The sequence below is a fragment of the Ornithinimicrobium jinqii genome (genome assembly GCF_045032595.1).
Lineage (GTDB): Bacteria > Actinomycetota > Actinomycetes > Actinomycetales > Dermatophilaceae > Ornithinicoccus.
Genome location: NZ_JBJFZS010000018.1, coordinates 205,446 through 230,105 on the forward strand (window position 1 = coordinate 205,446; position 24,660 = coordinate 230,105).

Annotated in this window: 21 protein-coding genes and 1 riboswitch; of the genes, 10 read left to right on the forward strand and 11 right to left on the reverse strand. The window is 72.3% G+C overall.

Annotation, left to right across the window (positions count from 1 at the left end; all coding sequences use genetic code 11):
* The first annotated feature begins 1 nt into the window (after nt 1).
* The 7 genes from ACI3ET_RS08675 to ACI3ET_RS08705 all read left to right on the forward strand — a co-directional run bounded on the left by ACI3ET_RS08675 (nt 2) and on the right by ACI3ET_RS08705 (nt 8,490).
* Complete coding sequence (locus ACI3ET_RS08675) at nt 2-1,705, forward strand: ABC transporter substrate-binding protein (RefSeq protein ID WP_405032616.1); 1,704 nt, start codon at nt 2-4, stop codon at nt 1,703-1,705.
* Between the two features lie 133 nt (nt 1,706-1,838).
* Entirely contained in the window at nt 1,839-2,846 is a 1,008-nt protein-coding gene (locus tag ACI3ET_RS08680) for an ABC transporter permease (RefSeq protein WP_405032617.1), read from the forward strand.
* A 76-nt stretch (nt 2,847-2,922) separates the two neighbouring features.
* Nucleotides 2,923-3,855, forward strand: a complete 933-nt coding sequence (locus ACI3ET_RS08685; RefSeq protein ID WP_405032660.1) for an ABC transporter permease — start codon at nt 2,923-2,925, stop codon at nt 3,853-3,855.
* Nucleotides 3,856-3,867: 12 nt separating this feature from the next.
* Nucleotides 3,868-4,947: an ABC transporter ATP-binding protein gene (locus tag ACI3ET_RS08690; RefSeq protein WP_405032618.1), complete on the forward strand. Its 1,080-nt coding sequence runs from the start codon at nt 3,868-3,870 to the stop codon at nt 4,945-4,947.
* Nucleotides 4,944-6,071 carry an ABC transporter ATP-binding protein gene (locus tag ACI3ET_RS08695; protein ID WP_405032620.1) on the forward strand — a complete coding sequence of 376 codons (1,128 nt, stop codon included), beginning with the start codon at nt 4,944-4,946 and terminating at the stop codon, nt 6,069-6,071. The genes ACI3ET_RS08690 and ACI3ET_RS08695 overlap by 4 nt, the downstream gene beginning before the upstream one ends.
* 37 nt (nt 6,072-6,108) lie before the next feature.
* Nucleotides 6,109-6,870 (forward strand): type 1 glutamine amidotransferase, encoded by a 762-nt coding sequence (locus tag ACI3ET_RS08700; RefSeq protein WP_405032621.1) that lies wholly within the window; start codon nt 6,109-6,111, stop codon nt 6,868-6,870.
* Between the two features lie 33 nt (nt 6,871-6,903).
* Nucleotides 6,904-8,490, forward strand: coding sequence for a cation:proton antiporter domain-containing protein (locus ACI3ET_RS08705; RefSeq protein ID WP_405032622.1), 1,587 nt, complete (start codon nt 6,904-6,906; stop codon nt 8,488-8,490).
* A gap of 43 nt (nt 8,491-8,533) precedes the next feature.
* Here the strand turns inward: ACI3ET_RS08705 and ACI3ET_RS08710 are convergent, their stop codons facing one another.
* Nucleotides 8,534-9,430 (reverse strand): universal stress protein, encoded by an 897-nt coding sequence (locus ACI3ET_RS08710; RefSeq protein WP_405032623.1) that lies wholly within the window; start codon nt 9,428-9,430, stop codon nt 8,534-8,536.
* 146 nt (nt 9,431-9,576) lie between these two features.
* Between ACI3ET_RS08710 and ACI3ET_RS08715 the strand changes: the two genes are divergently transcribed.
* Nucleotides 9,577-11,796, forward strand: coding sequence for an NADP-dependent isocitrate dehydrogenase (locus ACI3ET_RS08715; RefSeq protein ID WP_405032624.1), 2,220 nt, complete (start codon nt 9,577-9,579; stop codon nt 11,794-11,796).
* A 42-nt stretch (nt 11,797-11,838) separates the two neighbouring features.
* Here the strand turns inward: ACI3ET_RS08715 and ACI3ET_RS08720 are convergent, their stop codons facing one another.
* Entirely contained in the window at nt 11,839-12,153 is a 315-nt protein-coding gene (locus tag ACI3ET_RS08720; protein ID WP_405032625.1) for a DMT family transporter, read from the reverse strand.
* A gap of 10 nt (nt 12,154-12,163) precedes the next feature.
* Nucleotides 12,164-12,228, reverse strand: a riboswitch (guanidine-III (ykkC-III) riboswitch).
* An 85-nt stretch (nt 12,229-12,313) separates the two neighbouring features.
* On the opposite strand from ACI3ET_RS08720, the gene ACI3ET_RS08725 reads away from it, so the two are divergent.
* Complete coding sequence (locus tag ACI3ET_RS08725; protein WP_405032626.1) at nt 12,314-13,546, forward strand: MFS transporter; 1,233 nt, start codon at nt 12,314-12,316, stop codon at nt 13,544-13,546.
* A 133-nt stretch (nt 13,547-13,679) separates the two neighbouring features.
* Nucleotides 13,680-15,002 carry a DUF2786 domain-containing protein gene (locus tag ACI3ET_RS08730; RefSeq protein WP_405032627.1) on the forward strand — a complete coding sequence of 441 codons (1,323 nt, stop codon included), beginning with the start codon at nt 13,680-13,682 and terminating at the stop codon, nt 15,000-15,002.
* A 468-nt stretch (nt 15,003-15,470) separates the two neighbouring features.
* On the opposite strand, the gene ychF is transcribed toward ACI3ET_RS08730, so the two are convergent.
* The 9 genes from ychF to ACI3ET_RS08775 are packed head-to-tail and all read right to left on the reverse strand — an operon-like array spanning nt 15,471 to nt 24,547.
* Nucleotides 15,471-16,556, reverse strand: coding sequence for a redox-regulated ATPase YchF (gene ychF / locus ACI3ET_RS08735; RefSeq protein ID WP_405032628.1), 1,086 nt, complete (start codon nt 16,554-16,556; stop codon nt 15,471-15,473).
* A 12-nt stretch (nt 16,557-16,568) separates the two neighbouring features.
* Nucleotides 16,569-17,546, reverse strand: a complete 978-nt coding sequence (locus tag ACI3ET_RS08740) for an alpha/beta fold hydrolase (RefSeq protein ID WP_405032629.1) — start codon at nt 17,544-17,546, stop codon at nt 16,569-16,571.
* Complete coding sequence (locus ACI3ET_RS08745; protein ID WP_405032630.1) at nt 17,543-18,280, reverse strand: TetR/AcrR family transcriptional regulator; 738 nt, start codon at nt 18,278-18,280, stop codon at nt 17,543-17,545. The genes ACI3ET_RS08740 and ACI3ET_RS08745 overlap by 4 nt, the downstream gene beginning before the upstream one ends.
* Nucleotides 18,277-19,842, reverse strand: coding sequence for a class I adenylate-forming enzyme family protein (locus tag ACI3ET_RS08750; RefSeq protein ID WP_405032631.1), 1,566 nt, complete (start codon nt 19,840-19,842; stop codon nt 18,277-18,279). Before ACI3ET_RS08750 ends, ACI3ET_RS08745 begins: the two co-directional genes overlap by 4 nt.
* Nucleotides 19,839-20,945 (reverse strand): branched-chain amino acid ABC transporter permease, encoded by a 1,107-nt coding sequence (locus tag ACI3ET_RS08755; RefSeq protein WP_405032632.1) that lies wholly within the window; start codon nt 20,943-20,945, stop codon nt 19,839-19,841. The genes ACI3ET_RS08750 and ACI3ET_RS08755 overlap by 4 nt, the downstream gene beginning before the upstream one ends.
* Complete coding sequence (locus ACI3ET_RS08760) at nt 20,942-21,817, reverse strand: branched-chain amino acid ABC transporter permease (RefSeq protein WP_405032633.1); 876 nt, start codon at nt 21,815-21,817, stop codon at nt 20,942-20,944. Before ACI3ET_RS08760 ends, ACI3ET_RS08755 begins: the two co-directional genes overlap by 4 nt.
* Complete coding sequence (locus tag ACI3ET_RS08765) at nt 21,814-22,551, reverse strand: ABC transporter ATP-binding protein (RefSeq protein WP_405032634.1); 738 nt, start codon at nt 22,549-22,551, stop codon at nt 21,814-21,816. Before ACI3ET_RS08765 ends, ACI3ET_RS08760 begins: the two co-directional genes overlap by 4 nt.
* Complete coding sequence (locus ACI3ET_RS08770) at nt 22,548-23,342, reverse strand: ABC transporter ATP-binding protein (protein ID WP_405032635.1); 795 nt, start codon at nt 23,340-23,342, stop codon at nt 22,548-22,550. The genes ACI3ET_RS08765 and ACI3ET_RS08770 overlap by 4 nt, the downstream gene beginning before the upstream one ends.
* Entirely contained in the window at nt 23,339-24,547 is a 1,209-nt protein-coding gene (locus ACI3ET_RS08775; RefSeq protein ID WP_405032661.1) for a substrate-binding domain-containing protein, read from the reverse strand. The genes ACI3ET_RS08770 and ACI3ET_RS08775 overlap by 4 nt, the downstream gene beginning before the upstream one ends.
* Nucleotides 24,548-24,660: the final 113 nt, after the last annotated feature.

The following is a 24,660-nucleotide window of genomic DNA, read 5'->3' on the forward strand; positions in this document are numbered from 1 at the left end:
GATGAAGAACCGCATGGTGGGCGCGCTCGCGACCAGCGCCGCGCTCGCTCTTGTGCTCACGTCCTGCGCAGAGTCGCAGCGTGACGACGACACCCCGGCCGACGACGGTGCCACCGGCACCGAGGACGCCGGCGGCGAGACCGGTGGCGAAAGCAGTGACGCCACCTTCGTGTTCGGCGCCGCGGGCGCCCCGACCACCTTCGACCCGTTCTACGCCAGTGACGGCGAGACCTTCCGGGTCACGCGCCAGATCTTCCAGAACCTCATCGGCATCGAGGAGGGCGGCACCGAGGCCGTCCCCGAGCTGGCCACCGAGTGGACCCCCAGCGAAGACGGTCTGGTCTGGGACTTCGCCATCCAGGAGGGGGTGCAGTTCCACGACGGCACCGACCTCGACGCCGAGGCCGTCTGCGCCAACTTCGACCGCTGGGCGGACCAGAACGAGGCCGGCCAGAGCCCGTCGGGCGCCTACTACTACGGCAACGACTTCGGGTTCGGCGAGGACACCCTCTTCGAGAGCTGCGAGGCCACCGACGACCTCACCGCCCAGGTCACCGTCACCCGTGCCACCGGCAAGTTCCCGATGGTGCTCTCGCAGTCCTCCTACGCCATCCAGTCGCCGACCGCGATGGAGGAGTACGACGCCAACGGCATCGCCCTGGAGGGCGAGGCCTTCGTGTTCCCGGAGTACGCCACGTCGCACCCGACCGGCACCGGGCCGTTCACCTTCGAGGCCTACGACAACGCCGGTGGCACCGTCACGCTGGCCCGCAACGAGGAGTTCTGGGGCGAGCCGGCCGGCGTGGCCAGCCTGGTCTTCAAGATCATCCCCGACGAGAACGCGCGTCGTCAGGAGCTCGAGGCCGGCACCATCCAGGGCTACGACCTGCCCAACCCCGTCGACTGGCAGGCGCTGGAGGACGGCGGCAACCAGGTTCTCATCCGCGACCCGTTCAACATCCTCTACCTGGCGCTGAACCCGGTCGCCGACCCGCAGCTCGAGGACCCGCTGGTCCGGCAGGCGCTCTACCACGCGCTCAACCGCGAGCAGCTCGTCAGCTCGCAGCTGCCGGAGGGTGCGGCCGTCGCCACGCAGTTCATGCCGGACACCGTCAGCGGCTGGAGCGCCGACATCGCGCCGTACGAGTACGACGTCGAGAAGGCCAAGAGCCTGCTCGAGGAGGCCGGCAAGTCCGACCTCACGATCGAGCTCTGGTACCCCTCCGAGGTCACCCGTCCCTACATGCCGGACCCCTCGCGCATCTACGACGCGGTCAAGGCGGACTGGGAGGCGGCCGGCATCACCGTCGAGCCCGTCACCAAGCCGTGGGCCGGTGGGTACATCGACGGCACCCAGGCCTCGCAGGCACCCGCCTTCTTCCTGGGCTGGACCGGCGACCTCAACTCGGCGGACAACTTCCTGTGCGCCTTCTTCTGCGGCGACGACAACCAGTTCGGCACCTCTGCCCACGACTGGCACGGTGACCTGCAGGACCAGATCGCGGCCGCGGACGCCGAGCCCGACGAGGCGGCCCGCACCGCCCTCTACGAGGAGCTCAACACGGCGATCATGAGCCCCGAGTGGCTGCCCGGTCTGCCGCTGTCGCACAGCCCGCCGGCCATCGTCGTGGCCGAGAACGTGCAGGGTCTCGTGCAGAGCCCGCTGACCGCCGAGGACTTCTCGACGGTCACCATCACCGAGTGAGCTGACGCTGCCCGGGCTCACGCCCCGCAGCACACTGGCGACGGACCGGGTTGAGAAGACCCGGTCCGTCGCCGGTCGCCGTCGGTCCACCACCCCCCGTTCTCCCCACCCCTCCCCGCCTCCAGGAGGACCCGTGCTGAGGTTCATCGTGCGCCGCCTGCTGCAGGCGGTCGTCGCCCTGTTCGTGCTGAGCATCCTGCTCTTCGCCTGGCTCCGCTCCCTCCCCGGAGGAGTGGTGAGCGCGCTGCTCGGCGAGCGCGGGACCCCGGAGAGCGCGGCGCGGCTGCGCGAGCAGCTGGGGCTCGACGACCCGATCTTCGTGCAGTACTGGCGCTTCATCGTCAAGGCCGTGCAGGGCGACTTCGGCATCTCCAACGGGGTGTACCGCGGCCAGCCAGCCCTGGACGTCTTCATCCAGAGGTTCCCCGCCACCATCGAGCTGAGCTTCTTCGCGCTGCTCATCGCCCTCACCTTCGCCATCCCCCTCGGGTATGCCGCGGCCCGCCGCCGGGGCGGCCCCCTGGACACCGGCAGCGTTGTCTTCTCCCTGGTCGGCGTCGCGGTCCCGGTGTTCTTCCTCGCCTACGTCCTCAAGTACGTCTTCGCCGTGCAGCTGGGCTGGCTGCCCCCGTCAGGGCGGCAGAGCGTCGGGATCGACGCCACCCACATCACCAACATGTACGTCCTGGACGGGGTGCTGACCCGCGAGTGGGACGCCGTCTGGGACGCGCTGCGGCATCTCGTCCTGCCCGCCATCGCCCTGTCCTCCATCCCGTTCGCGGTGACCTTCCGCATCACCCGGGCCGCGGTCATCGACGTCATGGACGAGGACTACGTGCGGACCGCGCGCGCCAAGGGCCTGACCAGCAGCGTCATCCGGACCCGGCACATCATGCGGAACGCGCTGATCCCGGTCGTGACCATCGTCGGGCTGCAGGTCGGCGCCCTGCTCGGCGGGGCGATCCTCACCGAGAAGGTCTTCGCCTTCCAGGGCATCGGCCAGGCGTTCGCGATCGGCTTCGAGCAGCGCGACTATCCCGTGCTCCAGGTGCTGATCATCATGTCGGCCTTCATCTACATCATCGTCAACCTGCTCGTCGACATCGCCTACGCGGTCATCGACCCGCGCGTCCGGACCTGAGGAGGCACCCGTGAGCGACAACCTCACGCCGGAGCCGGGCGACGACACCGCCCGCGAGCCCGGCCCGCTCGGCACGATGCGCGACCGGAAGAAGGCCCGCATCGACGCCCTCGCGGAGGCTGGCTCGCTGTCCGCCGAGGAGGGCGTCAGCCTGTGGCAGAGCGCCTGGCTGCGGCTGCGTCGCGACCCCATCTTCCTCGTGGGGCTGGGGATCGTGACGGTCTTCGTCATCATCGCGATCATCGCCCCGTGGATCGCCCCGCACGACCCGCGCGCCCGGGACCTCATCGACCAGGTCACCCCGGCCACCCCCATCCCCCCGCCGCAGCCGGGCTACCCGCTCGGCGGTGACAACGCGGGGCGCGACCTGTTCTCGCGGCTCCTCGTCGGCGCCCGTCAGACGCTCATCGTCGGTGTCCTTGCCACGCTGGGCGGCCTGCTGGGCGGCCTCGTCCTCGGCACCCTCGCCGGCGGGATCGGCGGTCGGGTCGACAACCTCATCATGCGCGTCGTCGACGTCATGCTCTCGATCCCCAGCCTGCTCATGGCCTTCTCGATCGCGGCCATCTTCGCCCGGCCCAGCCAGTGGACGGTGATCCTGGCGATCGCCATCATCCAGATCCCGATCTTCGCCCGCCTGCTGCGCGGCTCGATGATGGCCCAGCGGCACAGCGACCACGTGCTCGCCGCCCGCGCCCTGGGGGTGCGGGCGCCGGCCATCGTCTTCCGCCACATGCTCCCCAACTCGATCGGCCCGGTCATCGTCCAGGGCACGCTCGTCCTCGCCGTGTCGATCATCGACGCCGCCGCCCTGTCCTTCCTCGGCCTCGGCAACCCCGACGACTCGCTCCCGGAGTGGGGGCAGATGCTGGGCAGGGCCCAGGTCTTCTTCAACTCCTACCCGCACATCGCCGTCTACCCGGCCCTGTGCATCATCGTCGTCGCACTGGGCTTCACGCTGATGGGCGAGTCCCTGCGCGAGGCCCTCGACCCCAAGTCCCGGCGCTAAGGAGCGGACACGATGACCGACGGACCCAGCACCACGACCTACGCCTCGGGCGCCACGAGCACCGCCGGCGAGCCGCTCCTGTCCGTGCGCGACCTCACCGTCACCTTCGGACGCGGGGCGGAGGCGTTCACGGCCGTCGACGCGGTGAGCTTCGACGTCTTCCCGGGGCAGACCGTCGGCCTCGTCGGGGAGTCGGGCTGCGGCAAGTCCGTCACCTCCCTCGCGATCATGGGCCTGCTGCCGGCCCGTGGCAACACGGTCGAGGGCAGCGTCCGCTTCGACGGGGACGAGCTCCTCAGCCTGCGGGGGGACCAGATGCGCGACCGCCGTGGCCGTGACCTGGCGATGATCTTCCAGGACCCGCTCTCCTCCCTCAACCCCGTCGTCCCGCTCGGCATCCAGGTCGCCGAGGTGCTCCAGCGGCACCGGGGGATGAAGAAGGGTGCGGCCCTGTCCCGCTCCGCCGAGCTGCTCGACAAGGTCGGGATCCCCGACCCGACCCGGCGGCTGAAGGAGTATCCCCACCAGCTCTCCGGCGGCATGCGCCAGCGCGCCCTCATCGCGATGGCGCTGGCCTGCGAGCCCCGGCTCCTCATCGCCGACGAGCCCACGACGGCGCTCGACGTCACGATCCAGGCCCAGATCCTGGCGCTGCTCAAGGAGCTCGTCACGGAGTCCGGCACGGCGCTGATCATGATCACGCACGACCTGGGCGTCGTCGCCGGGCTGTGCACCGAGGTCAACGTCCTCTACGGTGGCCGCATCGTCGAGCGGGCGCGGCGGCACGACCTCTTCGCCAAGCCCCGCCACCCCTACACCGGCGGCCTCCTCGCCTCCATCCCGCGCCTGCACGAGGAGCGCGGTCGACGACTGACCCCCGTCCCGGGGTCGGTGGCCGACAACATCCCGTGGTCGACCGGGTGCGCGTTCGCGCCCCGGTGCTCCTCGGAGACCGCGGTATGCCGTGAGCGGACCCCCGAGCTGGTCCCGGACCGCGATGGCCTGGGCGAGGACCGTCTGCTGCGCTGCCACAACCCGCTGGAGTCCAACCCGCTGGACGACGCCCCGCAGGCAGAGGAGACCGGCCGATGAGCTCCGAGGACGACATCCTGCTGGACGTGCAGGGGGTCAAGGTGCACTTCCCCATCAAGAAGGGGCTGGTCTTCGACCGCACGGTCGGCTACGTCTACGCCGTCGACGGGATGGACCTGCGGCTCCGCCGCGGTGAGACCTACGGCCTCGTCGGCGAGTCCGGGTGCGGCAAGTCGACGTTCGGCCGGGCCGTGCTGCAGCTCGAGGAGCTCACCGAGGGCCACGTGTTCTTCGACGGCACGGACCTGGCGTCCCTCAAGGGCGAGGCGCTGCGGACCCAGCGCCGCCACATGCAGATGGTCTTCCAGGACCCGCTCGGCAGCCTCGACCCCCGGCAGACCGTGGAGCAGCTGCTCCTGGAGGGGATGCGGGCGCACGGTCTCACCAAGGGCATCGACGCCCGACAGCGGTTGACCGAGCTGCTGCACGCCGTCGGCCTGCCCGGCACCGCCCTGGCCAAGTACCCCCACGAGTTCTCGGGGGGCCAGCGTCAGCGCGTGGGCATCGCCCGGGCCTTGTCGGTCGACCCCCAGCTCATCGTGGCCGACGAGCCGGTGAGCGCCCTGGACGTCTCGGTGCAGGCCCAGGTGATCAACCTCCTGGACGACCTGCAGGCACAGCTGGGCCTCACCTACCTGATCATCGCCCACGACCTCGCGGTCGTCCGGCACATCTGCGACCGCGTTGGCGTGATGTACCTCGGGGCGCTGGTCGAGGAGGCCGACGCCGACGACCTCTACGGCGACCCGCTCCATCCCTACACCCGGGCGCTGCTCTCCGCCGTCCCGGTGCCGGACCCCACGGTCGAGGACACCCGTGAGCAGATCCTGCTCGTCGGCGACCTGCCCTCCCCCGCCAACCCGCCGTCCGGCTGCCGCTTCCACACCCGCTGCCCCTGGCGGCAGCCGACGCGCTGCGACGACGAGCGCCCCGAGCTGCGCCTGGTCGACGTCGAGGGCACGCCCGCGAGCCACCGGGTCGCCTGCCACTGGGCCGAGCAGATCGCCAGCGGCGAGCTGCAGCGTCACGAGGTCCGTGCCGAGGCGGTCGGGAGCCCGGTCGACACGAGCGCGGAGATGGACGCCAGCCTGGGCGCCAAGGGCGTCACCGACGCCACGGGCTGACCGAGGGGACCCGCTCGGGCAGGAGTAGCCTGCGGCCATGTCCCCCCTGCCCCGTGCGCTGGTGGTCCAGCACGAGGACACGTGCCCCGTCGGCCTTCTCGAGCCCTGGCTGCGACGGGTGGGGCTGGACTGCGACGTGCTCGCGGCCCACCGTGGTCGGGCCCTGCCGGCTGCCCTGGTCGACCACGTCGCCCTGGTCGTCCTGGGCGGTCAGATGGGCGCGGACGACGAGGCCGAGCACCGCTGGTTGCTGCCCACCAAGGCGCTCATCGGCGCGACGGTCGCCGCCGGCCTGCCCTTCCTGGGTGTCTGCCTGGGCCACCAGCTGGCCACGGTCGCCCTCGGCGGCCAGGTGCGGCCGAACCCCACCGGGAGCACGCGCGCGATCACCCCCTTCGCACCCACCGCTGCGGGTCGGCTCGACGAGCTGACCGGACTGCTCGCGCCGGGCAGCCGGGTCCTGCACTGGAACGACGACGTGGCCGTGCGGCTGCCCCGACGGGCCGTCGTGCTGGCCACCGCTCCGGACGGCACGCCCCAGGCGGTGCGCTTCGGCCCTCGGGCCTGGGGCGTGCAGTTCCACCCCGAGGTGGACGCCGACATCGTCGCCGGCTGGCACGGCGGACGCCGCTCCGCGTCGGAGGAGTCCGAGCTCGTGGCGCTGCGCCGCCACCAGAACGAGCTGCACCGGGACTGGCAGATGCTCGTGCAGCGCTTCGGCCGCATCGCCCTGGACCCGGAGAGCATCGGTCCGGGCTGGATGACGCGCAGGCCGACGGCGGTGGGAGAATCACCCTGACCCGGTTGGACCCGTGACCGCAGGGGGTGTCCTGTGACCGACATCGCCTTCTTCCTGGCGGCCACCTTCGCCGCCGGCCTGCTCTTCTCCCTCGTTCGCCTGCCCGCCCTGCTGGGTTTCCTGCTGGCCGGGTTCGTGCTCGAGGCCGTGGGGGTGCGCGAGTTGCCCTACCTCGACTTCATCGCCGAGCTGGGCGTGACCCTCCTGCTCTTCGGCATCGGCCTCAAGCTGGACCTGCGCAGCCTGCTCGGGCGCGAGGTGTGGGTCACGACCGGCGCCCACGTCGCTCTGTCCGTGGCCGTCGGCACCGGCTTCCTGTGGCTGCTCGCCCTGCTGGGCTTCCCCCTGCTGGCCGGTGCCGAGGTGGGGACCATGGCACTCATCGCCTTCGCCCTGTCCTTCTCCTCCACCGTCTTCGTCGTCAAGGTGCTCGAGGACAAGGCCGAGCTGCAGTCGTTCTACGGCCGGGTCGCCATCGGCATCCTGGTGATCCAGGACCTCGTGGCGGTCATCTTCATGACCGCCACCACCGGCGAGCTGCCGAGCGTGTGGGCGGTCCCGCTGCTGCTGGGGCTGTGGCCGCTCGGGTGGGTCGCCCGCCGCACCTGGCGGCTCGTGCCGCCCGGGGAGATGCAGGCCCTGTTCGGCCTGGCCATGGCCCTGGGGCCGGGGTATGCCGCGTTCGAGACGGTCGGTCTCAAGGGCGACCTCGGGGCGCTCGTCGTCGGCATGCTGCTGGCCGGCGACGCCGCGGCCAGCGAGCTCTCGCACCGCCTCTTCGACCTCAAGGACCTGCTGCTTGTCGGGTTCTTCATCTCGATCGGCTTCGGCGGGTCGGCGAGCCTGGAGACGGTGGCCCTGGGTCTGTCGCTCCTGCTGCTCCTGCCCGCCCAGGTGCTGCTCTACGTGTGGCTGCTCGACCGGCACCGGCTGCGTCGGCGCACGTCGGTCAAGGCAGGGCTGCTCCTCGGCAACTTCTCGGAGTTCGGGCTCATCGTCACCGCCGTCGCGACGACGGCCGGGCTGCTCGACGAGGCGTGGCTCACGGTGATGTCGGTGGCGGTGGCCGCCAGCTTCGTCGTGGCGACCGCGCTCAACGCCCGGTCCGACTGGTGGCTCCGGCTCGCCCGTCGGGTGATGCCGATGCACCCGCCGAACGACGTCCACCCGCACGAGCAGCCCATCTCCTTCGGCTCGGCCCGCGCCGTCGTCATGGGCATGGGACGGGTCGGTCGGGCCGCCTACACCGAGCTGGCCGAGGTGAACGGCCTGAAGGTCCTCGGGGTCGAGAACCTGCCCACCCGCGTCGAGGACCTGCGCGAGGAGGGGTTCACGATCGTCGAGGCGGACGCCGCCGACGGTGACTTCTGGGCCCGGCTGGAGTCGACCGGTCAGGTCGACATCGTCGTGCTGGCCATGCCCTTCCACGGGGCCGGCAGGCTCGCCCTGAGGGAGCTGACCGCCAGCGACTACACCGGCGTGGTCGCCGTCGTGGCCCGGTACGACACCGAGGTGGCGGAGTACCAGGAGCTCGGCGCCGACGTCGTCGTGCAGATCTACGAGGGGGCCGGGACGACCCTGGCCGAGCGGGCGGCAGAGGCTCTCGCCGAGCGCGAGTGAGTTCAGGGCGACCCGGGAGCCCGGTGCGTGGAACCGCCCGCAGTCAGCGGCGTCGCGTGACCACCATCACCGGCACGGCCGACGAGCGCATCAGCCGCTGGCTGACCGAACCGAGCAGCCGTCCCCGGACCCCACCCAGACCACGGCTTCCGATGACCAGGACGTCAGCGGTGGAGGCCGCGTCGCACAGCGTGCTCACCGACGGGCCGCGCCGGACCTGGACCTCGACGGGCACGTCGGGGTGCGCTGCGCGCGCCACCACCAGCGCCCTCTCGACCATGGCCCGCCGCTCGGCCTCGAGCTGCTGCCACTCCGGGCTGTCCGGCTCGGTCACCACGTAGCCGTCGACCACCTCGAGGTACCACGTGGTGACCGCGACGAGCCGGGAGCCGGTGGAGGCGGCGAGCGCGATCGCTGCCTCCGCACCCGCCACGCTGTCCGCGCTGCCGTCCACGGCGACCGCCACCACGCCGCGCGTGAGGGTGGACACGTCGACCTCGGGGTTGATGACCACGACCGGGCACGTGGCGTGCGCCGCCACCCCGATCGAGGTGGTGCCGAGCACGAACTCCTCCAGGGCCCCCTTGCGGCCCGTCCCGACGACGATGAGCTCCGCCTCGTCCTCGTGCGCGAGCAGCGCCCGCACGGGCGAACCGTGCTCGACCGACACCTCGGCCTCCACGCCCAGCTCCCCGGCGAGCTCGGCGATCCGACGACGCACGACGTCGACCCGCTCCTCCTCCGCCTCCAGCAGCGCGGTGATGTCCGGGGCCCCCGCGCCCGCGGCCCGCGCCGCGAGCGCCTCCGGCTCGCTCGCGTGCACCACGAGCAACGGCATGCCTGTGCGTCTGGCGTGCTCGGCGGCCCACGGGACGGCCGCCCCGTCGGTCACGCCCCCGTCCGCGCCCACGACGACCCGACGACCCGACTGTGCCGACACCGACATCACCTCCGTGTGCGGGACCTGCTGCGCAGGACCTGGTTCCCATCCTAGCCAGCGGCGTCCCCGCCGGGGCGAGGAGAGCCGTCGAGTAGCCTCGTCCTGACCGCCCCGCACACACCGTTCGACCGTTGGAGGACGCCAGGATGTCCACGATCATCTACACCCGCACCGACGAGGCCCCCCTGCTGGCGACCTACTCGCTCAAGCCCGTGGTCGAGGCCTTCGCCGGCGCGGCGGGCATCGAGATCCAGACGCGCGACATCTCGCTCGCGGCCCGCATCCTGGCGCAGTTCCCCGACCGTCTCACCGACGACCAGCGCGAGCCCGACGCCCTGGCCGAGCTGGGGCAGCTCGCGACCACGCCCCAGGCCAACATCATCAAGCTGCCCAACGTCTCCGCCTCCCTGCCGCAGCTCAAGGCCGCGATCACCGAGCTGCAGTCGCAGGGCTACGACATCCCGGACTACCCCGAGTCGGCGGGCACCGACGAGGAGCGCGAGGTGCGGACGCGCTACGACAGGGTCCAGGGTTCGGCCGTGAACCCCGTGCTCCGCGAGGGCAACTCCGACCGGCGCGCACCCGAGGCCGTCAAGAACTACGCCCGCTCGCGCCCGCACTCGATGGGGGCCTGGTCGGCCGACAGCCGCACCCGCGTCGCGACGATGGGCTCCCGCGACTTCGCGAGCAACGAGCAGTCCGTGGTGCTCCCCGCCGACGACACCCTCACGATCCGCCACCTGGCCACCGACGGCACGCAGACCGTGCTCAAGGAGTCGCTGCCGGTGCTGGCCGGCGAGGTCGTGGACGGCACCTTCATGGACGTGGCGGCCCTCCGCTCGTTCCTGGACGAGCAGGTCCGCGCTGCCGCCGACGAGGACGTGCTCCTGAGCCTGCACCTGAAGGCCACGATGATGAAGGTCTCCGACCCGATCATCTTCGGCCACGCGGTCGAGGTCTTCTTCGCCGACGTCTTCGAGCAGTACGGCGACCAGCTGGCCGCCGCCGGCCTGACCGCCAACGACGGCCTCGGGGGCATCCTGGCCGGCCTGGACGCCCTGGGCGAGCAGGCCGCCGACGTCCGCGCCGCCGTCGAGGCCCGGCTGGCCCGGCTGCCCCGGCTGTCGATGGTCAACTCGGACAAGGGCATCACCAACCTGCACGTGCCCAGCGACGTGATCGTCGACGCCTCGATGCCGGCCATGATCCGCAACGGCGGCAAGCTCTGGGGGCCGCAGGGCGAGGAGGACGACACGATCGCGGTCATCCCCGACTCCTCCTACGCCGGCGTCTACCAGGCCGTCATCGAAGACTGCAAGGCGCACGGGGCCTACGACCCGACGACGATGGGCTCGGTGCCCAACGTCGGCCTGATGGCCAAGAAGGCCGAGGAGTACGGCTCGCACGACAAGACCTTCGAGATCGCCGCCGACGGCAGGGTGCAGGTCGTCGACGCCGCCGGCGAGGTGCTCATGGAGCACGAGGTGCGTGCCGGCGACATCTGGCGGGCCTGCCAGACCCAGGACGAGCCGGTCCGCGACTGGGTCAAGCTGGCCGTCGGTCGCGCCCGCGCGACCGGGGACCCGGCCGTCTTCTGGCTCGACGAGGACCGCGCCCACGACGCCAACCTCATCGCCAAGGTCACGGCATACCTGCGGGAGCACGACACCGACGGCCTGGACATCCGGGTCCTCTCCCCCGTGGAGGCGACGACGCTGTCGGTGGAGCGCATCCGCCAGGGCCAGGACACCATCTCGGTCACCGGCAACGTGCTGCGCGACTACAACACCGACCTCTTCCCCATCCTCGAGGTCGGCACGAGCGCGAAGATGCTCTCGGTGGTCCCGCTGATGAACGGCGGAGGCCTCTTCGAGACGGGCGCCGGGGGCTCGGCCCCCAAGCACGTGCAGCAGCTGCAGAAGGAGAACTACCTGCGCTGGGACAGCCTGGGCGAGTTCCTCGCGATCGCGGAGTCCCTGCGCCACCTGGCCCAGACCAACGACAACCCGCGGGCCGCCGTCCTCGGCGACGCGCTGGACCGGGCCACCGAGCGGGTGCTGACCGAGGACCGGTCCCCCGCTCGCAGGCTGGGTCAGATCGACAACCGGGGCAGCCACTTCTACCTCGCGCTCTACTGGGCGCAGGCGCTGGCCGAGCAGACGCAGGACACCGAGCTGGCCCAGGCCTTCGCGCCGGTCGCCGAGGAACTCGGCACGAAGGAGACCCAGATCGTCCAGGAGCTGCTCGACGTCCAGGGGTCGCCGGTCGACCTCGGCGGCTACTACCACCCCGACGAGCAGAAGACGACGGCCGCCATGCGCCCGTCGCCCACCTTCAACGCGGTGATCGACGGCCTGCGCGGCTGAGGCCACCGCTGGTGCCCTGACCGGCCCGGGGCACCTGCCCGGTCAGGGCACCAGCTTGAGCCCGACGACGCAGGCGATGATCCCCAGGACCAGCAGCAGCTTGAGCCAGCCGAACGGCTCAGCGCCGGAGGCCACGGCATACCCCACCGTGGTGGCCGCCCCGATACCCACCCACACCGCGTAGGCGGTGCCGACGGGGATCGACCGCATCGCCCACCCCAGGCCCGCCATCGACACGCTCAGCCCCAGCACGAAGACCACGATGGGGCCGGTGCGGCCCCAGGAGTCGATGCGCGAGAGCGCGGTGGCCCACACCGCCTCGAACAGCCCCGACAGGACAAGCACGACCCATGCCATGACGACCTTCCCGTGGTCGTCTTGTCGCGTGCCGGGTACGACCACCCTCGTCCGGGAGCCGGTCGGGCTCACCCCCAGGCTAGCAACGGAGGACCGGACCCGCCGCGACGGCGCGGGGCCGATGCCGGGCACGACCGCGCCGGGTGATAGGACTCACCTGGTGACCACCCCGCCCGCCGCCCCCCGACCCGGGGCCCACGGTGGGCCCGTCGGCGTGGGTCTGGCGCTGACGGCGGTGGTCCTCATCTCGGTCAACCTGCGCCCCGGCGCCTCCGTGCTCGGACCCGTGCTGGCGGAGCTGCGCGCCGGGCTCGGGATGAGCCCTGGCACCGCAGGCCTGATGACGGCCCTCCCCGGGCTGTGCTTCGGGGTGGTCGGCGCGCTCGCCGTCGGGCTCGCCCGTCGGGTCGGCATGACCGTCGGCATCAGCCTGGGGCTGCTGGCCGTGGTCGTCGGTCTGGTGGCGCGTGCCGGGACGGGGTCGGTGCCTGTCTTCCTCGCGCTCAGCGCGCTGGCGCTGGGTGGGATGGCGGTGGGCAACGTGCTGGTGCCCGCGTGGATCAAGCGCCACGCCCAGGACGGGGGTGTGCGGCTCATGACCTTCTACAGCGCGGGTCTGACCCTGGGCGGCGCCTCAGCGGCCGCCCTGGCGGCACCGGTCAGCGGCGCCTCCTCGCTGGGCTGGCGAGCAGCGCTGGGGGTATGGGGTGTGGTGGCCGTGGCGGCGCTGGTGCCGTGGGTGGTGATCGCGGTGCGCGAGCACCGCGACCCGGCAGACTTCCGGGTGGGGTCCACCGCGGACATCGGGACCCTGTGGCGCTCCCCCACCGCCGTGGCGCTGACCCTGCTCTTCGGCATCCAGGCGATGAACGCCTACGTGCAGTTCGGGTGGCTGCCGCAGATCTACCGGGACGCCGGGCTCTCGGCCACCTACGCCGGGCTCCTCGTCTCGCTGCTCACCTCGGTCGGCATCGTCGGCGGCCTCTCGATGCCCACCGTCATCGCCCGGTCCCGCACCCTGGCCCCGTGGATGGTGTCCTTCGGCGTGCTCATGGTCGCCGGCTACACCGGACTGCTCCTCGCCCCCGCCGTCGTCCCGTGGTTGTGGGCGACCTGCCTCGGCCTCTCCGGCTTCGCCTTCCCCACGGCGATCGCCCTCATCACCGCACGGACCCGTGACCCGCGGGTCACTGCACGACTCTCCGGGTTCGTCCAGCCGCTCGGCTACACGCTGGCCGCCGCGGGGCCGTTCGCGGTCGGGCTGGTCCGGGACGCGACCCAGGGCTGGACGGTGGCGCTCCTGCTGCTCATGAGCAGCGCGGTCGTGATGACCCTGGCCGGTCTGCGGGTGTCCACGCACGTCTTCGTGGACGACGAGATCGTCCGGTCCTGACCGGCCGGCCCGCTGTCCACATCCCCCGCGGTGAGCCACGTCCTGAGCGAACCGGCTGTGGACAGGCGCCTCCACGTCGGTGCGGCGTGCCACGGTGTCTGGACCACGCACACGAGGTTGGGGAGGACGGTCCATGGCGACGAGCGACGACCACGCAGGACGCGGCGCGCAGGCGGCGGACGTCATCGAGCAGGCGGCGACGGTCGTCGCGGAGCTGCTGCGGCACAGGCGTGCCCGTCGGGTCCCGCTGTCGGTCCTGAGCCGGACCGCCGTGGACCGGGTCGACGACCCGACGCTGCGGAGGGCCGTCACGGCCGCGCTGGCGGCGGCGCTGCGGCAGGCGGTCTCCGAGGTCTGGCCCCGGGGGTGGCAGCCGGCCGACGTCGACCGCTACGCCCGGCGCACCCTGGACGCCCCGACCGGAGACCTCCTGGCCGAGGGGATGCGTGCCGAGCTCGCCACCTACCCCCGCGGCCAGGTCGACCCGGGATGGTGGCAGCAGCTCGAGGAGGTCGGAGGGACGACCACCTCCGGCGCGAGGCGCCGCAGGGCGGACGACCCGGAGGACCCCGCCAGCGAGTGGCAGGACTCGTGCCGGGCCACCGTCGAGGCGACCGTCTTCGTCGAGCAGCTGCCCGCGCTCGCGGTGATCGGGGCGCTCCCGGGGGAGCGTCAGCGCCACGGCCGTGGGACCCCACCCGTCGACGACAAGCTGCTGACCAGGGTGCGCCGCCTGCTGGCCCAGGCGGAGGGCACCCCCTACGAGGCCGAGGCCGAGACCTTCACCGCCGCCGCGCAGTCGCTCATGGCACGGCACCGGATCGACCGGGCGATGCTCGACGCCTCCGACCCGGACCGACCGGGCCGCGGACCCGACGCCGTCCGGCTGACCGTCGACCGACCCTACGAGGGGCCGAAGATGCAGCTGCTGCACCAGATCTGCACGGCGAACCGGTGCAGGGCGGTCTGGAGCCAGTTCGCCGGGTTCGCCACCGTCGTCGGCTCCGAGGCCGACCGTCGGGCGGTCGAGCTGCTCTTCACGTCCCTCCTCGTCCAGGCCACGAGCGCGATGCGGCGCGAAGGTCAGCAGCAGGGTGACGCCGCCCGGTCCCGCGGGTTCCGCTCCTCCTTCCTGCTCGGTTTCGCCACCCGGATCGGCCAGCGGCTCGAGCAGACGAGCAGCGCGGAGGAGTCGGCCGCGAGCGCCAGGCTCTCCGCCGGCGCGAGCGCCGAAGGGGCCGAGACGACGGCTGAGCCGGTGCGCGCCGACCCGCTGGCGCTGGTGCTCAGCCGCCGCAAGGTGGACGTGCAGGCACGCCTCCGTGAGATCTTTCCGCAGCTGCAGACCGGCCGCGCCCGACAGATCAGCGACTACGGAGGCTATCTCCAGGGACGCGCGGCGGCCGACCGCGCCACCCTGGGTGTCGGCGGGCGGCTCACCGGGAGGGCGTCATGAACCTCCGGCTCCTGCCGGGGCCAGGACCGTCCCGCCCCGTCCGCAGCGGTCAGCCCTGGACCGAGGAGGACGACGAGACCTCGTCCGTCCGTGCGGCAGCGGTCTCGCGCTGGACCCGTTGGCGAGGCAACTGGGACGGACGCACGTCGCGGGGTCGACGGGCTCCGGCACGAGCTGCTGCACGCCGTCGAGCAGCGTGGTCTGACCGAGGAGCTCGAGCGGCTGGTCGGCCGGGGCGTGGTCCGTCGCGCGCTGGTCGAGGCCGAGATCCTGGCGCGCCCTCCCTCAGGCTGGGACCGTCGTCCGGAGTGGGACAGTCCGTCCTGCCGTGCCGGGTGCGACCCCGTCGAGGTGCCGGACGTGTGGGGGGGACGATCCCACGGAAGCCTGGGCCTACGAACCGCCGCCGGACGACCGTGCGCACGACCGGACGACCGACGCCCGGCCGTGGTGAGCGGGGTGCCGGGCCTAGACGTTGAAGCGGAACTCCACCACGTCTCCGTCCGCCATCACGTAGTCCTTGCCCTCGATGCGGACCTTGCCGGCCGCCTTGGCGTCGGCCATCGAGCCGGCCTCGTCGAGAGCGGCGAAGGAGACGACCTCGGCCTTGATGAAGCCGCGCTCGAAGTCGGTGTGGATGACGCCGGCGGCCTGCGGTGCGGTCCAGCCCTGCCGGATCGTCCAGGCGCGCGACTCCTTGGGCCCGGCGGTCAGGTAGGTCTGCAGCCCGAGGGTGACGAAGCCGATGCGGGCGAGCTGGTCCAGCCCGGGCTCCTGGACCCCGACCGACTCGAGCAGCTCCCGGGCCTCCTCGTCGTCGAGGTCGGCCAGGTCCGCCTCCAGCTTGGCGTTGAGGTAGACGGCCTCGGCGGGCGCGACCAGCGCCGCGAGCTCGTCGTGCAGCGCGGCGTCCGTGAGCCCGTCCTCGTCCAGGTTGAACACGTAGATGAACGGCTTGGTGGTCAGCAGACCCAGCGCCCGCGCCAGCCTCAGGTCGACGCCCGCAGCCTCCCCCGCGGCATACAGCGTGTCCCCGCGCTCCAGCACCGTGCGGGCGGCCAGCGCGGTGTCGAGGACCGCCTTGTCGGCCTTCTTGCCCTTGACCTCCTTCTCCAGGCGCGGGACGGCGCTCTCCAGCGTCTGCAGGTCGGCCAGGATCAGCTCGGTGTTGATCGTCTCGATGTCGTCCCGCGGGGAGACCTTGCCGTCCACGTGCACGACGTCGTCGTCGCGGAAGACGCGGACCACCTGGCAGATCGCGTCGGCCTCGCGGATGTTGGCCAGGAACTTGTTGCCCAGCCCCTCCCCCTCGCTCGCGCCCCGGACGATGCCGGCGATGTCGACGAAGCTGACGGTCGCGGGCAGGATCCGGGCGCTGCCGTGGATCTCGGCGAGCCGGGCCAGCCGGGCGTCCTTGAGCGGGACCACCCCGACGTTCGGCTCGATCGTCGCGAACGGGTAGTTCGCCGCGAGCACAGAATTCTTGGTCAGGGCGTTGAAGAGGGTCGACTTGCCGACGTTGGGCAGGCCGACGATTCCGATGGTGAGTGCCACGAGGTCAGGAGTCTAGCCGCGCGACGGGCCGTGGCCGTCACCGCGCTGGCGGGCGACCGCCTGCTCGACCCAGGGGGCCACCTCCGCCGCCCCGTGCCGCGACAGCACGATCGAGTAGTGGTTGACGTCCGGGATCTCGGCGAGGACCAGGGAGGGGTATGCCGTGCACCAGGCGGCCCGGGCCTGCTCCGGGTAGAGCGGCGGCACCTCGTCCATCAGGCCGCGGGGTGCCACCAGCCAGGTGGTCGGGTGCCGCAGCCGGTCCAGGCCGCGCAGGAGGTCGTGGCCGTCGACGAGCTCGCGGATGTCGCCGTGCAGGGCGGCCTCCCGGGTGGCCGGGTGCAGGGCTGGCTCCTCACCGACGAGGTCGTAGTCGGCGTAGGCCTCGCTCAGCTCGGACCAGTCCCGACCGAGGGCGGGATGCTGACGCCAGTAGTCGCGGTAGTCGGCCCGCGTGGAGAACGTCTGCCGCAGCCGGGCCGCGGCCGGGCCGAGGGTCGCCTCGGCCAGCTGGTCGGGGCTCACTCCCGGGGGCGGGGTGAGCGGCAGGCCACCGTCGACCAGGACGAGCTCACCCACCAGCCCGGGGTGCCGGTCGGCCAGCACGACGCCGACGAAACCGCCCATGGAGTGTCCGACGACCGTCACCGGGTCGTCGCCCGGGTGCAGGGCCCTGATGGCCGCGGCCACGTCGTCCGCGTGCCGGCCCATGCCGTACGGGCCCGGCAGGTCGCGCGAGGCGGCCCGCCCCCGCAGGTCCGGGGCGAGGACCCGCACCGCCGGCAGCAGGTCGACGAGCGCGGGCCAGGCCAGGTGCGAGGACGTGATGCCGTGGACGAGCACCACGGTCGGGGCGGACCCCTCGACCTGCGGGGGGTCCGGCTCCCAGACGCCGCAGAACAGCTCGCCGCCGTCGACGGCGACGGTCTCGGGGTGGTACCGCGGGCCGACGACCAGCTCCACGGACGGCATCGGGACGAAGGACGTCATGACGGGTGGCTCCTCGGGGTCGCGTCGGCAAGGTCGGTCGCGGTCTCCCCCGGGCCGCCGAGAAGGCGGGCGATGATGTCCATCAGGCCCTCGAACACCGCAGGCGGGATGCCGTCGGGGTAGGCAGCGGGAGCCTGCTGCTCCCACAGCACCCAGCGCATCCCGATCAGCTCGCCGGCCCCCATCAGGACCCAGGCGGCGACCGTGGGGTCCAGCCCCGCGATCTGGCCCTCGTCCTTCGCTCTCGTCAGCGCCTGCTCGTAGCCGGTGAGGATGGAGGTGTAGTGGTCCTTCATCGCCTCCGGCGAGACGAACTCGGCCTGCCGGATGATGCGGTAGAGCGCCGGGTGCTGGGCGGTGAACCGGAAGAAGGCGCTGAAGCCGGCGCGCTCGGCCTCGAGCCGTGAGGGGGCGTCGGCCGTCGCCGCGGTCATCGCCGTGCGGACGCGGTGGTTGAGGTCGCGCACCACCTCGTCGAAGACCTCCTTCTTGCCCGCGAAGTGCACGTAGAAGGTGCCCAGCGCGACGCCGGCCTCCTCGGTGATCCGGACGATGGACGCGTCGGGGTAGCCGACCTCGGCGAAGACGTCCTCCGCCGCCTGGAGCAGCCGGCTGCGGGTCCGCGCACCGCGGGCGGTCCGCGGTGCCGGCCGCCCGGGTGCGGGAGGGGCAGTGGGGTCCGTGGGGTCCGTGGGGTCCGTGGGGTCCGTGGGGTCCGTGGGGTCCGTGGTCACGGCATACCCCCGTCCGCGCGGTCCGGCAGCAGGTCGGCGACGAGGTCGCGGACGCGGACCCGGTCGATCTTGCCGATGCCGACGGCGGGCAGCTCCTCGACCAGCCGCACGTGCACCGGCACCTTGAAGGCGGCCAGCTCGCGACGGCAGTGCTCCAGCAGGTCCAGCTCGTCGGTCGGCACCCCGGGTCGGGCGACGACGACCGCGACACCGACCTCGCCCCAGCGCGGGTGGGGCACACCGGTCACCGCAGCCTCGGACACGGCGGGGTGCCGCCGCAGCACCGCCTCGACCTCGGCCGGCGCGACGTTCTCCCCCCCGGTGATGAAGATGTTCTTGAGCCGGTCGACGACGCGCAGGCACCCCTCCTGGTCGCGCTCGACGACGTCGCCGGTCGCGAGCCAGCCGTCGCGGAGAGCACCGGCGGTGGCCGGCTCGTCGCGGACGTAGCCGCTGAACAGGCCCGGTCCGCGCACGAGCAGCTCACCCGTGCCCGGGCCGTCGATCCGGGCCCCGGTGGCGGGGTCGGCGAGGGCGACGTCGACGTGCGGGTAGGGCACGCCCGCCCACCCGGCGCGTCGGCTGGCCTCGTGCGGGGGCAGGCACAGCACGTTGGGCCCGGCCTCGGTCAGCCCGTAGCCCTGGGTGAGCGCGACACCGCGGGCGTGGAAGGTGCGCAGCAGCGGCGCCGGCATGGGCGCGCCCCCGACGAGAGCGCTGCGCAGGCTCGACAGGTCGGCCTCGGCGAAGGCCCGGTGCTCGGCGAGCATGAGGTACTGCGTCGGCACCCCCATCATCGTGGTGACCCTCCGTTCGCCGACGAGGCTGAGGACGCGGGCCGGGTCGAAGGAGCGCTCGAGGACCACGGTGGCGCCGGTCCACCACGCGAGCAGCGGCTGGATGTTCCAGGCGCCGACGTGGAACTGGGGCAGCACGCTGAGGACGACGTCGTGGGCGCTCAGCTCGACCGTGCGCGACAGCGACAGGTTGGTCCACCAGCAGGCACGGTGCGAGAGCACCGCGGCCCTGGGCGCGCTGCCGGTGCCGGAGGTGAAGACGACGAGCAGCGGATCCTCGTCGTCGACGGCCTCGACCGGCGCGGCGTGCTCGCGGACGACCGGCAGCGCACCGGCCGAGTCGAGCGAGGTCAGGTGTGCCGTGGGCACGGGGGCGAGGAGCCGTCCGGCGACCTGCCGGGCCAGGGCCGCGGTCTCCTCCTCGACGACGAGCAGGACGGGGGTCAGCAGCTCGACCTGGCGCGCCAGCTCACCCGGCGCGAGCCGCCACGACAGGGGCGCGAGGGCCGCGCCGAGCCGAGCGCAGGCGAAGAGGAGGACGACGTGCTCGGCGCTGTTGCCGACGAGCGTGGCGACGCGGTCCGCGCGCCCGATCCCGGCGGCCCGCATGCGGCGGGTGAGGGACGCGACCCGCTCCTCGAGCGCGGCGTAGGTGAGCTCGACCCCGCGGTCGACGACGGCGACGTGGTCAGGGTCGATCCGGGCGCGGTCCGAGGGCCACCGGCCCAGGGTGTGGAGACCGTCCCTCGTCCTCGGCGTGCTCATGTCGTCTCCAGCCGGCCGGGACCTTCGTCCGTCGCCCGTCCATCACGACGACCGCTGCGGCGCGCGATCCTGGCCACCGTGCCGGCCAGGCCTCCGGGGAGGAAGAGGACGACGAGGACGAAGAGCGCCCCGAGGATGAACAGCGGCTCCGAGAGCGGGATACGCAGGACGGCGGGCAGCTCGTCGACCCAGGCGGACTGCGCCAGCACGGTGAGCCGCTGGCTGAGCAGGACGTAGACCACGGCGCCGGCCACCGCACCCCACCGGGACCCGACGCCGCCGAGGACGACCATGAGCAGGAGGGAGATGGTCAGGTCGGCGCTCATCACGTGGGGGACGGCACCGGAGTTGAGCAGGAGATGGACCATCCCCATGACCGTGGCGATGACCGAGGCGGAGACGAAGATGGCCAGCTTGACGAGGAAGGGCCGCATCCCCAGGACCCGGACCCGCAGCTCGTTCTCCCGGATCGCCTCGGCGACGTGCCCGGCACGGCTGTTCTGCACCCAGGTGACGACGACGTAGGCCAGGACGACGGCGGCGAGCGCGAGCCAGTACAGGTTGCGCGTGTCGGCCACCCCTACGAGGAAGTCGGGCACGTGCTCGGTCGGAAGACGCAACCCCTCCTCGCCGCCGGTGACCTCCAGCTGGTCGCGGCGCACGAGCACCGATCCCGCCTGCGCGAAGGCGAGGGTCACCATCGCGAACGGGATGCCGGTGACCCGCAGGCTGACCGCGCCGAGCAGGGTGGCCAGAACGACTCCGGCGACCACCACGAGCAGCGCGGCCGGCACGAGCCCGAGCTCGAGCTCGCGCATGAAGATCCCCAGCCCGTAGGCGCCGATCCCGAAGTACAGCGCGTGCCCGAAGGACAGCAGACCGGCGACGCCGAACAGGAGGTGGTAGGACAGCGCCAGGGCCGCCATCACCATGGCGAGGGCCATCAGGTGCAGGCTGCCCGGCGTGTAGGTCGGTCCGGGCAGCACGCCCGGCAGCGAAAGGTTGAGCAGCGGAAGGCAGGCCAGCAGCACGACCAGACCGACGGGCAGGACGAACCTGGGAACCAGGGCTCGGACGTCCACGGAACGGGTCTCCTCGGTCATGACGACCTCCCCATCAGGCCCGAGGGCCGCGTGAGCAGGACGACGGCCAGCAGGATGACGACCGCGAAGTCGCCGGTGCCCCCCAGGTAGTAGTTGGCGAACTGCTGCAGCAGGGCGACGAGGACCGAGGCGATCGCCGCGCCGGCGAGCGAGCCGAGGCCACCGATCACCGTGACGATGAAGGCGAAGATCAGCAGGGTCTGGCCCAGCAGCGGCGAGACGTAGCCGAAGTAGTGCGACGCCAGCACCCCGCCGAGCCCGGCCGCCGCGCCGCCGATGGTGAAGACGAGGGTGAAGGCGTTGCGCACGTCGATGCCCAGGGCGGTCACCATCGAGCGGTTCTCGACCCCTGCGCGGATGATCATGCCGTAGCGCGTGCGCTGGAGGAAGACCACCATCGCGGCGAGCACGACCAGGGCCACGGCGATCGCGACGAAGCGGTCGTTCGGGACGTTGGCACCGGCGATCCGCGTGGTGCGCTCCATCCACGGGGGTCCGCTGATGAAGCGGGGGTCGGTCCCCCAGATCCCGTCGAAGAGGGCGACGGTCGCGAGCGCCAGGCCGACGGTGACCAGCACCTGCTCGATGTGGCGCTCGTAGAGGCGCTGGACCAGCAACCGCTCGGTGAGGGCCGCGAACACGGCGCCGGCCAGCGCCCCGACCAGGAGGGACAGGGCGAAACCGCTCCAGGACCCGGCGCCCATCCGGGCTGCCACCTCCCAGCCCAGGAAGGCCCCGAGGGACAGGAACACCCCGTGGGCGAAGTTCAGCACGCCCATCAGCCCGTAGATGAGGGACAGGCCGGAGCTCACCAGGAAGTAGATGGCACCCAGACCGACGCCGGTGATGAGGAGCAGGACGACGGTGCTCATATCGCTCCTTCACCGCCCCCGTGCACTCCGAGGAGGCGCTGGGTGGCGGTGGGGTCGTCGAGGAAGTCGGCGGCAGGGCCGGAGTGGACGCTGCGGCCGTCGGTCAGGACCACGACCTGCTGGGCGACCTCGCGCACGACCTGGAGGTTCTGCTCCACCAGGAGCACGGGCACGACCTCGGCGGCACGGGCCAGGACCCGCCCGACCTCCTGCACCAGCCGTGGGGCCAGGCCCTTGGTGGGTTCGTCGACCAGCAGCACACGGTTCTCGTTGAGCAGCGCACGGGCCAGGGAGACCATCTGCTGCTGTCCGCCCGACAGGGTGCCCGCCCGCTGGTTGCCCCGCTCCTCGAGCTCGGGGAACAGGTCGTAGACGAGGTCGTAGCGGTGCTCGCCGCCCCTGCGCTCGGCGAGCCGCAGGTTCTCGGTGACAGTGAGCCCCGAGAAGACCTCGCGGTCCTCCGGCACGTAGCCGACCCCCAGGCCCGCGACCCGGAAGGTCGGGAGGGTGCTGATGTCGCGCCCGTCGAGCTCGACGGTCCCGGAGCGGCCGATGAGCCCCATGACCGCCTTGATCGTGGACGTCTTGCCGACCCCGTTGCGACCCAGGAGGGCCGTCACCCCCGTGGCGGCGACCTCGAGGTCGACCTGCTCCACGACCTGCTGGCCGGAGATGTGCGCGCGGAGGTTCCGGACGACCAGGACGGGCGCTCCCGCGGCGGCGGCGGACGTCATACCGGCTCCCCGAGGTAGGCGCTCTGCACGGTCGGGTCCGCCATCACGGCCTCCGGCGTGTCGATGGCGAGCAGGTGCCCGAAGTGCAGCACCGCGACCCGCTCGACGAGGCCCAGCAGGACCTCCATGTGGTGCTCGACCATGAGCACGGTGCGCCCGTGGTCGCGGTGGAGACTGCGGATGACGTCGGTGAGGCTGTCCATGTCGCCCGAGGCGACCCCGGCCATCGGTTCGTCGAGCAGCACGACCGACGGGTCGGTCGCGAGCAGCATCGCGATCTCGAGCTTGCGCTTCTCACCGTGGGGCAGGTCACCGGCGCGCGCACGCAGCCGTGAGCCGAGGCCCACCTCGTCCAGCAGCTCCCGTGCGCGCCGCGAGGCGGCGTCGCCGGGACGCGGGAAGGAGAGCAGCGAGATCGCGTGCCCCTCCTTGACCTGCGCGGCGAGCCGCACGTTCTCCTCCACCGAGAGCATCGGGAAGAGCGAAGAGGTCTGGAAGGTCCGGCCCAGGCCGGCGACCGCGCGCTGGGTCACGCTGCGCCCGGAGACGTCCTGCCCGTCGAGCAGCACCCGGCCGCCCGTGGGGGCCATCACGCCGGAGACCAGGTTGAACAGGGTGGTCTTTCCGGCGCCGTTGGGGCCGATCACGCCGACGAGCTGGCCGGTCGGCACGGCGAAGGTGATGTCCTCCAGGATCTGCGCCCCGCCGATGCGCAGCGACAGCTCCTGGACCTCGAGCGCGGGGACGGCGGTGGCCGCCCCCGCGCCGGGGTCGGTGGTCGGCTCGGTCACCGGCCGGAGGTCTCCGGCGGCGCCACCTGGTCGGCCGGGACCGTCTCGATGAGCTCGGGGGTCCACGCGTCGCCGTCCTGCACGAGCTGGGCCGTGTACATCGGCTGGATCAGCGCGTGGTCGCTCTCGCGGATGGTCGTGGTGCCCTTCGGGCCCTCGAACTCCCAGCCCTCCAGCGCCTCGATCATCGCGTTGACGTCGTCCCCGCCCTCGGTGATCGCCTGCACGATCATCTGGCCGGCGACGAAGCCGTCCGGGGTGAAGAGGTCCGGCGTGCCGCCGGCCCCGGAGACGTGCTCGACGAGCGCGTCGTTGACCTCGGTGTCGGGCGCGCCGGGGAAGTAGTGCGACAGGAAGCTGATCTTCTCGCCGATCGGGCCGTAGGCGGCGAAGGTCGCGCTGTCGGCCAGACCGGTCACGACCGGGGCGACGTCGAAGACGTCCTGCTGGTCCAGGGACTGCCACATGTTGCCCGCCGTGGCCCCGGCCCACGCCACGAAGATGAGGTCGGGCTCGGCGTCGACGACCTGGCGCGCGAAGCCGGTGAACTCGGTGGCGTCCTCGGGCACCAGCACGCTGGCGACCTCGGCACCCTCGGCCCCCAGCACGGCCTCGACGGCCGCCAGGTTGCCCTGGCCGAAGGCGTTGTCCTGTGCGAGCACGACGACCGTGCCGCTCTGGTCCTCCAGCATGGCGCCCGCGGTGGCGACGTCCTGCAGGCTCTGGCGGCCCGAGCGGAAGGTGAACTCGTTGACGCCGGTGATGACGTCGGCGGCCGCGGGGCCGGAGATGTAGAGCACCTCGTTCTGCTGGGCCTGCTCGGCCATCGCCACGGCGATGCCGGAGGAGACCGTGCCGCCCAGCACCTTGAAGTCCTGGCCGATGAGGTCCTTGGCCGCGCTGACCGCGGTCTCGGGGCTGCCCGCGTCGTCGCGGAAGGTCAGCTCGATCGTCGTGCCGTTGACCTCGCCGGTCCCGTCGGTGGCGTAGTCGATGCCGGCCTCGAGACCCTCCTTGTACTGCTTGCCGTAGGCGGCCAGCGGGCCGGTCTCGGAGTAGATGATACCCACGTCGACGCTGCCGCCCCCGGCGGCGGGCGCCTCGCTGGAGGTGGACTCGGAGCCCTGGTCCGCGGTGGGCGCGTCGTCGGTCTCCGTGGTGGAGGGGGCGCAGCCGGCGACAACCAGCACCGCCGCGGTGGACATGAGGGTGATCAGTCGTGTGCGGGTCACCGGAACACTCCTTCGTGCGAGGTGAATATGAAAGGTGATTCATATTTCACGGGAACCGTAGCGAGCGGCTTCGTCCGGTGTCAACG